The organism is Kluyvera ascorbata ATCC 33433, from assembly GCF_000735365.1.
Classification (GTDB): domain Bacteria; phylum Pseudomonadota; class Gammaproteobacteria; order Enterobacterales; family Enterobacteriaceae; genus Kluyvera; species Kluyvera ascorbata.
The window spans coordinates 1-11,438 of the sequence record NZ_JMPL01000127.1; the positions used below are offsets into that span (position 1 = coordinate 1).

Here is an 11,438-nt window from a genome sequence, read left to right on the forward strand (position 1 = left end):
TTCCCTTATTTTTGATCGTTCGCTCAAAGAAGCATCGACTTTGGGGTTTTGCAGCGAAAAAGTGTGTGAAAACAGGGAACTTCCATCGGATTCATCTTAGATAATCCGAGTTTAAATAGTGACAGCCTATTTGATTTTTTATTGAGCCCAGTTATCTGAGTGTATAAAAAAAGCGCCCTGAGGGCGCTTTTTTAAGCAAACTATAATAAGTATGTAGATTATTACAGTACGTGTACGGACGCAGTGTTGGTGGTTCCGCTTGGAACCAGCGCACCAGAAACCATGACAACAACGTCACCTTTCTGAGCCAGACCGCTTTCTACAGCGACTTCTTTACCCAGACGGTAGAAATCATCGGTAGAGCTGATTTCTTTGACAACCTGAGCGATAACGCCTTTGCTCAGCACCAGCTGACGCGCGGTCGTTTCGTTGGTGGTCAGTGCCAGAATGGTGGCATCTGGGAAGTATTTACGGATAGCACGTGCAGATTTACCGCCCTGGGTAGCAACCACGATCAGCGGTGCGTCCAGTTTTTCAGCAGTTTCAACGGCGCCACGGCACACTGCTTCAGTGATGCGCAGTTTACGGCTGTCGTTGTTGAAGTCCAGACGGCTGGTCATAACGCGGTCGGTACGTTCGCAGATGGTTGCCATGATAGTCACAGCTTCCAGCGGGTATTTACCTTTAGCGGATTCGCCGGACAGCATGACTGCATCGGTGCCGTCGAGGATGGCGTTCGCTACGTCACCTGCTTCTGCGCGGGTAGGGCGTGGGTTTTTGATCATGGAATCCAGCATCTGGGTCGCAGTGATAACGACTTTACGTGCACGGATACATTTCTCGATGATCATTTTCTGCGCGAAGATAACTTCTTCTACAGGGATCTCAACGCCCATGTCGCCACGAGCAACCATGATGCCGTCAGAAGCTTCGAGGATTTCGTCGAAGTTGTTCAGGCCTTCCTGGTTTTCGATTTTGGAGATGATCTGGATGTTTTCGCCACCGTGCGCTTTCAGGTGCTCGCGGATTTCAACAACGTCAGAACGTTTACGGATAAAGGAAGCCGCAACGAAGTCAACGCCTTGCTCGCAACCAAAGATCAGGTCTTGTTTGTCTTTCTCAGCCAGTGCTGGCAGTGCGATAGAAACGCCAGGCAGGTTAACGCCTTTGTTTTCGCCCAGGTCACCGTTGTTCAGCACTTTACAGATAACCTTGTTACCTTCGATAGCGGTCACTTCCATACCGATCAGACCATCGTCTACCAGTACGGTGTTGCCCACGGTCAGGTCAGTGGTGAAGCCTTCGTAGGTGACAGCAACGATTTCGTTGTTACCGATAACGGATTTGTCGGTGGTGAAAGTGAAGGTCTGGCCAGCTTTCAGGGAAACGTCGTTGCCACCTTCCAGCTTGATGGTGCGGATTTCTGGGCCTTTGGTATCCAGCAGGATAGCGGCTTTCTTACCGGTTTTGCTCAGCACGTTGCGCAGGTTCTTGATGCGCTGGCCGTGTTCAGCATAGTCGCCGTGGGAGAAGTTCAGACGCATTACGTTCATGCCAGCGTCAAGCATTTTGCCTAACATCTCTTCAGATTCGGTTTTCGGTCCGATGGTACAAACAATTTTGGTCTTTTTCATGACAGTCTTAGTCTTTAAGTTGAGATTGAGAAGGATTGGGATTTTGAATTCTCGCTCCATGCGCGCACGGCCACGGAGTTAAACCTGTATTACGAAAGTTGCGATGCCACGCCATAAGGATAGGTGACATAAAAAAAGCGTGCAGAGGAAAGTGTGCTAGAGGTTCAGCATAGTTAAATAGGCGATGTTTTAATCGTTTATTAATGCAGTCCAATGAGCTGAAACCATTCAAGAAAGAAACGCCGCAGATTATACGATGGAATGTTGCAAAAAGAAAATAAAAACGCCGTTTCAAAATCAAATTAGGCTAATTAACAAAATAAAAACGAATTATTTGTGAAAGCGTAACAGTAAAGATGCGCAACAACGTCGCCAGAGCCGTTGTTTGCGGCATCGTTGATTTGCTTTATCCGGCAATAGAATCAATAATGATTTGATTATTAATGGAAATTAGCGAGCGTAAATGATGGGAAATCAGGCAAAAGACGACGTTTTATACCAGGAAATGTGCCGCGTGGTGGGCAAAGTGGTGCTGGAAATGCGCGATTTAGGCCAGGAGCCGAAACATATCGTGATTGCTGGCGTCGTCCGTACCGCGCTGGCTAATAGCAAAATTCAGCGCTCCGAGCTGACGCGCGAAGCGATGGAAAAGGTGGTAACAGCGCTCTCAGGGCAGTGACAACGCCTAAAAAAATCATTATCAGGCGATGACGAAGCGCAGGATAGCTTTTACTGCCAGCTCGCTGTGGTGGGTAATGAGCGCTTCATCATCGATTTCCGGAAGTGGACCGTCCAGATAAAGGCTATTAAAGCTATAAAAGTTGGAAACCTGATAAAAGCTGAAGCTACTAATGAGACGGTGGACGTCACGGGCTTCAATTTCAGGCTGGAAAATGCCCTGCACCTGACCGCGATGAAGAATGTGCTCAAGCAGCGAAAGGGCGCTTTTGTTGAGTCGTTTCAGGTCGCCTGATGCCAGCAGCCATTTCCCGCGCTGCATGTTCTCCATACAGATAATCCGCATAAAATCTGCATGCTCGGCGTGGTAACGCACGCTCCACTTCACCAGTTGCACCAGTGCTTCGACCGGTGGTTGATTCTCCAGCCCTAACTGCTGCTCCGTTTCACGGATCCGCGAATAGACATATTGAAGAACCGCCTGGTACAGCTGCTCTTTGGTTTTAAAGTAGTAAACCACCATACGCTTGGTGGTTTGTGCTTCCCCGGCAATCTGTTCCATTCTGGCCCCCGCCAGCCCATGCTCAGCAAACACGGTAATTGCAGCGGTGAAGATACGGTTCTTGAGCGACTGGGCTTCATCTTGAGCAATGGCGGGCATAACAACTCCTGTTAACTTTTCCAAGGGAACAAAAAATACACACAATGATCACAATTTAGCAACCAAATCTGGCGTCTACGAACCAAATGATTCATATTCATCCCACCGTTACCGTAAAAGCCTGGTGAAACTATGTTGCGTTCAATTGCTACCGTGTCTATTTCTGGAACCCTGCCTGAAAAACTGAGCGCAATTGCAGCGGCAGGCTATCAGGGTGTTGAGATCTTCGAAAATGATTTGCTCTATTATACCGGTACGCCTGCGGATGTCCGTAGCATGGCCGACGATCTGGGGCTTAAAATCACTTTATTTCAGCCGTTTCGTGATTTTGAAGGCGGTACTCGCGCACAATTTGCGGCAAACCTCGAACGCGCTAAATGCAAGTTTGCGCTGATGCATGAACTGGGCTGCGACACGTTATTGCTGTGCAGTAACGTTCAGGCGGACTGTTCCGCTGATGTTGAACTCCAGATAGCCGATCTGCGCGCATTAGCGACGCTTGCTGAGCAGGAAAATATCCGCATTGGCTATGAAGCGTTAGCCTGGGGCACACACGTCAACCATTGGTATCAGGCGTGGGAAAGAGTAAAAGCGGTGGATAGCCCGGCGCTCGGTATTGTTCTCGATAGCTTCCATATTCTGTCGCTCGGTGACTCTCTCAGCCGCCTGCATGAAGTCCCGGTCGATAAAATTACCTTCCTGCAGCTGGCTGATGCGCCGCTGATGAAAATGGACGTCCTCGAATGGAGCCGCCATTTCCGCTGCTTCCCAGGCCAGGGCGAACTACCGCTGGTGGAGTTTACGCGTGAGCTTACTCGCTTAGGCTATCGCGGGCCGTGGTCGCTGGAGATCTTTAACGACGGTTTCCGTGCCTCGCCGAACGGCGCAACGGCCAAAGATGGCTATCGTTCTCTGCTGTGGCTAGAAGAACAGACGCGCAACGCGCTTGGCGATACCGACGCTGACTTGTTCCAGTCCGCCAATCTACCGACCTATCAAGGCACCGAGTTTATTGAATTTGCCGCAAGCCCCGCAGAAGCAAAAAAACTGAGCGCCATGCTCAGCGGCATGGGCTTTACGCTTGCGGGTATGCATCGTTCAAAACAGGTGGCGCTGTGGAACAACGGCGGTGCGAGAGTGATAATCAACTATCAACCGCATAGCTGGGCGGATCATTTCTATCAGCGTCACGGCGTATCTCTGTGCGCAATGGCGCTACGGGTGAGCGCAAGCGCACCGATTGTGGCGCGAGCAAAAGCTTATGGTTACGCGACATGGCAAGGCGAGGTGGGGCCAAATGAGAGCGCTATTCCTGCGGTATGCGCGCCGGATGGTAGCCTTATCTATCTGGTTGAAGGACACCAGGATATTTACAGCCATGACTTTAACCTGACCGATGACGCGACACAGGGGGCGTTGCTGGGGATTGATCATCTGGCATTAGGGATGGAAGCCGACAGCCGGGATAACTGGGTGATGTTCTGCCGGGCGGTATTAGGCTTTACCCTTGAACATGAACAGACGATGCCAGACCCCTACGGTCTGGTGCGCAGCCTGGCGGTGCAAAGCCCGCAGGGTAACATTCGCCTCGCGCTGAATATCTCGCAAAGCCGTGCCACGCAGATTGCTCGCTCCGTTGCCTGTTATCAGGGCGCAGGGCTCCAGCATGCCGCGTTTTCCTGCCATGACCTGCCGGGGCTACTGGACAAACAGCCGTTGGCGGAGTCGCTCTCTTTGCCCGTACCGGCAAACTACTATGACGATCTGCTGGCGCGTTTTGGCGGCCCGGAGCAGGTTACCCTCATGCAGCGCCAGCAAATACTGTACGACCGCGATGCCGCGGGCGGCGAATTTTTACATCGCTACACCTGGCCCTTCAGCGAAGGACGCTTCTTTTTTGAATTAACCGAAAGACGCAACGGCTATACGCAGTATGGCGCGGTCAATGCTGCCGTTCGTCTCTCGGCTATGCAGTACCGCTAGCACACTGGGTTGAACCACCTGGTACGCTAGTGTCACACGATAGACCATAAAAATAACATTCATCTGCACTCGACAACGACAGGTAAACACTATGAACTCACTTGGCCATAATCGCGTGGCTACCGCTGAGGCGGTTAACGCGGTCCCCCGTACCCGGCGGCGCATCGGCATTCTGGCGCTGCTGGCCGTCGGGACAATGATTAACTATCTTGACCGCACCGTGCTCGGCATTGCCGCACCGCAACTGACCCAAGAGCTGGGTATCGGCGCGGCGGTGATGGGGATTGTTTTCTCCGCCTTTGCCTGGACCTATGCGCTGGCGCAGATCCCCGGCGGCATGTTTCTCGACCGTTTTGGCAATAAGGTGACCTATTTTCTGGCGCTGGGCTTCTGGTCTCTGTTTACGCTGTTCCACGGGTTTGCCGTTGGGCTCAAGTCGTTGTTGTTGTGTCGTTTTGGTCTTGGGATCAGCGAAGCGCCGTGCTTCCCGGTCAATAGCCGCGTGGTGAGTGCCTGGTTCCCTCAACACGAGCGTGCCAAAGCGACGGCGGTCTATACCGTCGGGGAATATCTGGGCTTAGCGTGCTTCGCGCCGCTACTGTTCTGGATTATGGATGGCTTCGGCTGGCGTACGCTGTTTATCACCGTGGGGGTGGTAGGGATTCTGTTTGCGTTGATCTGGTGGCGCAACTACCGGGAACCGCATGAAGACGTGCGTCTGAGCGACCAGGAGCGCGACTATATTACTGCGGGCGGCGGCATGACGACCGGCGCGGAACAGCGCAAAGTGTTTAGCTGGCCGTTGGTGCGTCAACTGTTGCGCAAACGTCAGATTGTGGGGGCCAGCATCGGTCAGTTTGCAGGTAATACCGTGCTGGTCTTCTTCCTTACCTGGTTCCCGACCTATCTGGCGACAGAACGTCACATGCCGTGGATTAAGGTGGGCTTCTTCGCCATCATGCCATTCCTGGCCGCTGCGGGCGGTGTTATGTTCGGCGGTTGGGTATCTGACAAGCTGCTCAAAGCGACCGGAAGCGCCAACCTCGGGCGTAAGCTGCCGATTATTGCCGGCCTGCTAATGGCAAGCTGCATTATCAGCGCTAACTGGCTGACCAGCGATACGGCGGTCATCATGGTGATGTCCTTCGCCTTCTTCGGGCAGGGAATGGTGGGGCTGGGCTGGACCCTGATCTCCGATATGGCGCCAAAAGGGCTGGGCGGTTTGACCGGCGGATTGTTCAACTTCTGCGCTAATCTGGCGGGGATCCTCACGCCGCTGGTGATTGGTTTTATCGTCGCCGCATTCGGTAGCTTCTTCTACGCGTTGATTTACATCGGCGGGGCGGCGCTTCTCGGCGTGGTGGCCTATCTGTTTATCCTCGGCGACGTGAAGCGTATCGAGCTGGATCTGCCGGAGCAGGAGAGACGTCATGCAAATTAGTGGGCATACGCGGTTAATTGCTCATCTGGGGTACCCGACCGAAAGTTTTAAAGCACCGATGATCTACAACCCCTGGTTTGAGAATCAGGACGTCGATGTCAAAGTGGTTCCGATGGGCGTAAAGCCAGAAGACTATGCGGCGCTTATCCCAACGCTCTTTTCACTGACAAATATTGCCGGTGCGCTGGTGACAATGCCGCATAAGGTTGCCACCTGTGCGCTGGTCGACCGCCTGAGTCCCACCGCGGAAATTGCAGGCGCGTGCAACGCTATTCGGCGGGAAGCCGATGGCACGCTGACCGGTGATATGTTCGATGGCGATGGTTTTGTTCGCGGGATTCAACGTAAAGGCTTCCGCACGACCGGTGCGCGAGCGCTGGTGACGGGCTGCGGCGGCGTGGGGTCGGCTATTGCCGCCTCGCTTGCCGCGGCGGGTGTCAATGCTCTGACGCTTTATGATACGCGCGAAAGCACGGCCAGGGCGCTGGCACAACGCCTTCAGGCACATTATCCGCAGCTAAAGCTGACGGTGATGTCCTGCGACCCACAGGGTCACGATTTGGTCGTGAATGCCACGCCGCTTGGCATGTCTCCCGGCGACCCGTTGCCGATAGACATGGACAGAATTGCTTCTGGTACCTTTGTTGGCGAAGTGGTGATGAAGCAGGAGTACACGCCGTTTCTACAGGCCGCTATCGCGCGGGGATGCCCGGTACAGCGCGGCACTGACATGCTGTTTGAAATGATCCCGGCCTATCTGGATTTCTTCCATCTACCGGTAGCCACGCCGGAGCAGCTTCAGCAGCTGGCGCAAATTCGTTACTAAAGCGCTGGTCAGTAGCGTAATAGCCCGGGTAACATAACGGTTATGTTATCCGGACTTTTGCGTATCTTATATGAACTCCACGCTCACGCTGCTGGCGGCAGGCAGCCTTCGCCGCGCCTTTATTCCTCTCCAGTCACAGTTCATGGCCAAAACCGGGACCCCGATTGAGATTGTTTTTGGCCCGGCGGGGCTGCTGCGCGAGCGCATAGAGAAGGGCGAGGCGTGCTCGCTATTCGCTTCCGCTAACCGCCACCATCCTAAAGTGCTGTGCGACGCGGGGCTGGCGCACGGCCTGCGGATTTTCGCGCGTAACCGTTTAATTTTGACGGTCAGACACTCCCGGCAAACGGCGGGGAAAACCTGGCTAGAGCTGTTAAGCGACAAAACGCTGCGTCTGGGTACGTCAACGCCGCTTTGCGACCCTTCAGGCGACTATACCTGGCAACTGTTTGAGCAACTTGAAGCCGGTTTTCCCGGCCTTGGCGAATCCCTCAAGGAGCGTGCGATGCCACTGGTTGGCGGACGCGATTCGCTGACGGTGCCTGCGGGCGAAATGGCAAGCAGCTGGCTGATTCGTGAAGGGAAGGCGGACCTGTTTATCGGCTATGCACATTACGCCACGGCGATGGGTGAGCAGGAAGATGTGCGCAGCGTGGCCATCCCGGAACCGTGGAATATTCGCTGTGACTATTACATGGCGATGTTAGAGGAAAGCCCGGCCGCGCAGCAGTTCTACCAGTTTATCCTCGCAGAAGAGGGGCAGCGCTGCCTGCGCGATGCGGGCTTTATGTTGGCTAGCGACGAAGGCTAAACAGCGGCGTGACGACGGCGGCTGGATAATCTTCAAGCTGCAGCTTACGTACCGTAACGCCATACGCGCGCTGCAGGTTGGCTTCTGAAACCACCTCTGCGGTAGGGCCCGCCAGCCATTGACTATCGGGCAACAGCAGCAGCGTATGGCTGGCGACCTGTAGCGCATGAGTTGGGTCGTGGGTGGTAAACATCACCGTGCGTGACTGCACGTGTGCCAGGTCGCTGATAAGCTGCAGCACCGTCTGCTGGTTGCCCAGGTCCAGTGCTGAACAGGGCTCGTCTAATAAAATATTCTGACTGGCGCTGACCAGCGCGCGAGCAATCATTACCAGCTGCTGCTGGCCACCCGACAGGTTACTGAACAGCGTATCGGCAAGCGTGGTGATATTCAGCAGCGCTAGCGCCGCCATCACCTGCTGTTCATCTTCCTCCTGCGGTTGCGCGAAGAGGGCGATATGCCGGGCACGGCCCATCAACACCACTTCGCGTACTCGCCAGGCAAAAGCCGGGCGAAAGGACTGCGGCACAATCCCCACGCCACCCGTGACGGTAATATCGCCCCTGAGCGTTGGCAACACGCCGGTGATAGTATCCAGCAGCGTACTTTTCCCACGGCCGTTAGCGCCTAAAATAGCCCAGATATCACCCGGCTCACAGTGCAGGCTGAGAGGCGCAAACAGCGGCGTTTTATGCCCATACTCCAACCGGGAAAGCGAAAGCGTTGGGGTCATTTGAGCAATCCTTTTCGGCTGGCGCGCACCAGCATCACGGTAAAGAGCGGTGCGCCGACCAGTGCGGTGATTATCCCAATCGGAATTTCAGCGGCGGTGAGCGTGCGCGCTAGATCGTCAACCAGAATCATAAAGCTCGCTCCCATCCAGAACGCACAGGGCAGCAGGCGACGATGATCGGCACCCGACAACATCCTGGCCAGATGTGGAATGACTAAACCTACCCAGGCAATGCTGCCGCTCACCGCGACCTGAGCGGCAACCAGCAGCGCACAGCACAGCAGTACGCCGCGACGAAGCACGGTTACACGCACGCCAAGCGCACGCGCATCTTTATCATCAAGCGACAGCAGGTTAATGCGCCAGCGCAGCTTGTAGAGCACCAGTGCCGCCACGGCGACGGGAATGACGAGCAGCAGCACTTTGGTCCAATTGGCGGTGGCAAAACTGCCAAGCAGCCAGAAAACGATATTGGGCAATACCTCCTCGGTATCGGCCATGTATTGCATCAGGCTGACCAGCGCCGCGAAGAACCCGCTGAGAATGATCCCGGCGAGGATAAGCACCAGCGTGCTTTCTCTCCCCTGAAGCGCGGCAAGCAGATAGACCAGCGTTAGCGCGAGGAGGCCGAAGAAGAAGGTGGAACCCATCATCATCGGCATGCTGAAACCGAGCAGAATCGCCAGCGTGCCGCCAAAAGCGGAACCGGAAGTGACGCCAATAATGTGCGGGTCGACCAGAGGGTTCTGAAACACGCCCTGCAAGGTCGCGCCGCACAGGCCGAGCGCACCGCCGGCCAACAGGGCCATCAGTATGCGCGGCAGGCGGACTGACCAGACAATCTGATGCGCAATATCGGCGTCATGATGCGGATGCGCAAGCTGATTAAGTACATCGCCAATCGACAGACCGTACTGTCCAAAGCAGAGGGAAACGACGGCAACCACCAGGGTGAGCAACATCAGCCCACCCTGTACCGTTTTAGGGTGACTACTGATGTGCATTGGCCTGCCAATTAGTGCGGTAGAAACGTTGATAGTAGTCCTGTGCCTGTGCGTCGACATCAACGTTTTTATAGCGTTCTGGATAGAGTTTTTTCGCCATCCACAGCTCGCCAATCGCCAGCGCTTCCGGCATCGGGTAGCCCCATGCTTTGGCGTATTCCGGCATCAACCAGACGCGATGGTTTTTGACGGCATCAATACCTTGCCACTGTGGGTCAGTGGTAATCTGTTTCACCACTTCCGGGTAGCGGTCCTGGACGAAGATAACCTGCGGGTTCCACTGCAGCACTTGCTCCAGTGACACCTGGCGTGCGCCTTTTACCGTTGCCGCGGCAACGTTCATCGCCCCCGCATGCTCCATCATCAGACCGGTATATTTACCCGAACCGTAGGTGTTCAGATCCGGATTTGCCATGTAGACGCGAACTTTTTCCTGCTGTGGAATAGCGGCAACCGGAGCGTTAAATTTCGCGCGAGCGTTAAAGGTGTAATCGATGAGTTTGCTGGCGTCGGCCTCGCGATTAACCACTTCACCAATCAGGCGGATACCCTGTTTCAACCCTTCGTTATAGGCGTGTTCTTCATCCGCCATCGTCGGGTTCATCTTGTTCTTTTCACCGGCAGCGTCTTCACGCAGCGACACCGCTACCACCGGAATACCAGCATTGGTAATCTGCTGGATCATCGCTTCCGGCGCATAGTTCGCGACAAAGACCACCTGCGGATGCAGCGCGAGCAGACTTTCGATGTTGACCTGCGTCAGATCGCCCGGCATTGGCAGCTTTTCAATTCCGGGCATAAAGCGCGCAAATTCAGGGCCTAACTGCTTTTTCCAACTGCTGAGTACGCCGACAATATCGTCAGCGGCATTTAACTGGACCAGCAGATTCAGCGTCTGGTGCTGCAAAACCACGACGCGGTTCACGGTATCCGGAAGGGTAACCTGACGACCCAGTTGATCGGTGATGGTACGGTCGGCCATCGCCGGGTTTGCGGCCATCAGGCTCGCGCAAGCCAGCGTCAGCCCGAGCAGGAAGCGTTGTAATGTAGACATGAGTCACTCATTATGAAGGAGGGGATAAACGGTGTGTATTTGATTATATAACGTATAGAAATGCAAACCGTCTGAGAAAATTACCCCTAAATATCTGCGGATAACGCCGAACATAACAAGCCCTTAACGAAAAGAGCCACCAGCTTTTACTCCGGTGGCCCGGTTCGGGCGCATATTGCCATTGCAGCGACACATGACGCCCACTTCAGGTTAGATATTGCAGAAATGACAGACTAACGCGACCACAATCGGCCCGATAATCGAAGTCACAACCGCAATCACTAACGCTTCCCTGAACGTCATATAACCGCCTGTGTTGCAATGGCAACCGTACGCGGCTATTCTCAACTTGTCGAAGGTCAAGTTAGCCCCCGTTATGTTGCCAGGTTTACCAAGCAACGTGCGGGGGTTTTCTCTTTCCAGCAACAATCGCCACCGGGGATCAAGCCCCCGCAACATTGCGCCTCTCCCTGAATTCGGGATTGCAGCAATCCTATAGTAGTCAATCAGGTGGCGGCAATCGAATGCACTGTGTTTTTATCCAGTTTGGTGTTTTTCAGAATTCTGCCCGATCAGAAACGAAAAAGGCCGCAGAGTTTCCCCCACGGCCCGG

The 11,438-nt window shown here is 54.4% G+C and carries 11 protein-coding genes; 5 read left to right on the top strand and 6 right to left on the bottom strand.

Going from position 1 to position 11,438, the window contains the following annotated elements; all coding sequences use genetic code 11:
- Window positions 1–221: 221 nt before the first annotated feature.
- Both pykF and ynhH read right to left on the bottom strand, forming a co-directional pair.
- Window positions 222–1,634 carry a pyruvate kinase PykF gene (gene pykF / locus GKAS_RS20090; protein WP_035896815.1) on the bottom strand — a complete coding sequence of 471 codons (1,413 nt, stop codon included), beginning with the start codon at window positions 1,632–1,634 and terminating at the stop codon, window positions 222–224.
- Window positions 1,635–1,641: 7 nt separating this feature from the next.
- Window positions 1,642–1,935, bottom strand: coding sequence for a protein YnhH (gene ynhH / locus GKAS_RS25615; RefSeq protein WP_420828634.1), 294 nt, complete (start codon window positions 1,933–1,935; stop codon window positions 1,642–1,644).
- A gap of 165 nt (window positions 1,936–2,100) precedes the next feature.
- Between ynhH and fumD the strand changes: the two genes are divergently transcribed.
- Complete coding sequence (gene fumD, locus GKAS_RS20095; RefSeq protein WP_035896833.1) at window positions 2,101–2,313, top strand: fumarate hydratase FumD; 213 nt, start codon at window positions 2,101–2,103, stop codon at window positions 2,311–2,313.
- 21 nt (window positions 2,314–2,334) lie between these two features.
- Here fumD and GKAS_RS20100 read toward each other — a convergent pair whose 3' ends face one another.
- The gene (locus GKAS_RS20100) at window positions 2,335–2,973 is read right to left on the bottom strand and encodes a TetR/AcrR family transcriptional regulator (RefSeq protein ID WP_035896817.1); all 639 of its coding nucleotides are present in this window, start codon (window positions 2,971–2,973) and stop codon (window positions 2,335–2,337) included.
- Between the two features lie 132 nt (window positions 2,974–3,105).
- On the opposite strand from GKAS_RS20100, the gene GKAS_RS20105 reads away from it, so the two are divergent.
- From GKAS_RS20105 to GKAS_RS20120, 4 genes are all read left to right on the top strand, one after another.
- Window positions 3,106–4,956 carry a bifunctional sugar phosphate isomerase/epimerase/4-hydroxyphenylpyruvate dioxygenase family protein gene (locus GKAS_RS20105; protein WP_035896819.1) on the top strand — a complete coding sequence of 617 codons (1,851 nt, stop codon included), beginning with the start codon at window positions 3,106–3,108 and terminating at the stop codon, window positions 4,954–4,956.
- Window positions 4,957–5,047: 91 nt separating this feature from the next.
- Window positions 5,048–6,397: an MFS transporter gene (locus tag GKAS_RS20110; protein WP_035896821.1), complete on the top strand. Its 1,350-nt coding sequence runs from the start codon at window positions 5,048–5,050 to the stop codon at window positions 6,395–6,397.
- Window positions 6,387–7,223 carry a shikimate dehydrogenase family protein gene (locus GKAS_RS20115; protein ID WP_035896823.1) on the top strand — a complete coding sequence of 279 codons (837 nt, stop codon included), beginning with the start codon at window positions 6,387–6,389 and terminating at the stop codon, window positions 7,221–7,223. Before GKAS_RS20110 ends, GKAS_RS20115 begins: the two co-directional genes overlap by 11 nt.
- Before the next feature lie 70 nt (window positions 7,224–7,293).
- Window positions 7,294–8,034 (top strand): substrate-binding domain-containing protein, encoded by a 741-nt coding sequence (locus GKAS_RS20120; RefSeq protein WP_035896825.1) that lies wholly within the window; start codon window positions 7,294–7,296, stop codon window positions 8,032–8,034.
- On the opposite strand, the gene GKAS_RS20125 is transcribed toward GKAS_RS20120, so the two are convergent.
- From GKAS_RS20125 to GKAS_RS20135, 3 genes are read right to left on the bottom strand one after another with little or no spacing between them, the layout of a single operon-like run.
- Entirely contained in the window at window positions 8,018–8,767 is a 750-nt protein-coding gene (locus GKAS_RS20125) for an ABC transporter ATP-binding protein (protein WP_035896827.1), read from the bottom strand. The two genes, GKAS_RS20120 and GKAS_RS20125, sit on opposite strands and share 17 nt — an antisense overlap.
- Complete coding sequence (locus tag GKAS_RS20130) at window positions 8,764–9,771, bottom strand: FecCD family ABC transporter permease (protein WP_035896829.1); 1,008 nt, start codon at window positions 9,769–9,771, stop codon at window positions 8,764–8,766. The genes GKAS_RS20125 and GKAS_RS20130 overlap by 4 nt, the downstream gene beginning before the upstream one ends.
- Window positions 9,758–10,825, bottom strand: a complete 1,068-nt coding sequence (locus tag GKAS_RS20135; RefSeq protein ID WP_035896831.1) for an ABC transporter substrate-binding protein — start codon at window positions 10,823–10,825, stop codon at window positions 9,758–9,760. The genes GKAS_RS20130 and GKAS_RS20135 overlap by 14 nt, the downstream gene beginning before the upstream one ends.
- Between the last annotated feature and the right edge of the window lie 613 nt (window positions 10,826–11,438).

What these genes read in the sequence shown, in the direction of transcription:
- GKAS_RS20115 (WP_035896823.1), top strand. Translation starts at nt 6,387, where the DNA reads ATGCAAATTAGTGGGCATACGCGGTTAATTGCTCATCTGGGGTACCCG.
- GKAS_RS20110 (WP_035896821.1), top strand. Translation starts at nt 5,048, where the DNA reads ATGAACTCACTTGGCCATAATCGCGTGGCTACCGCTGAGGCGGTTAAC.
- fumD (WP_035896833.1), top strand. Translation starts at nt 2,101, where the DNA reads ATGGGAAATCAGGCAAAAGACGACGTTTTATACCAGGAAATGTGCCGC.
- GKAS_RS20135 (WP_035896831.1), bottom strand. Translation starts at nt 10,825, where the DNA reads ATGTCTACATTACAACGCTTCCTGCTCGGGCTGACGCTGGCTTGCGCG.
- GKAS_RS20120 (WP_035896825.1), top strand. Translation starts at nt 7,294, where the DNA reads ATGAACTCCACGCTCACGCTGCTGGCGGCAGGCAGCCTTCGCCGCGCC.
- pykF (WP_035896815.1), bottom strand. Translation starts at nt 1,634, where the DNA reads ATGAAAAAGACCAAAATTGTTTGTACCATCGGACCGAAAACCGAATCT.
- GKAS_RS20105 (WP_035896819.1), top strand. Translation starts at nt 3,106, where the DNA reads ATGTTGCGTTCAATTGCTACCGTGTCTATTTCTGGAACCCTGCCTGAA.
- GKAS_RS20125 (WP_035896827.1), bottom strand. Translation starts at nt 8,767, where the DNA reads ATGACCCCAACGCTTTCGCTTTCCCGGTTGGAGTATGGGCATAAAACG.
- GKAS_RS20100 (WP_035896817.1), bottom strand. Translation starts at nt 2,973, where the DNA reads ATGCCCGCCATTGCTCAAGATGAAGCCCAGTCGCTCAAGAACCGTATC.
- GKAS_RS20130 (WP_035896829.1), bottom strand. Translation starts at nt 9,771, where the DNA reads ATGCACATCAGTAGTCACCCTAAAACGGTACAGGGTGGGCTGATGTTG.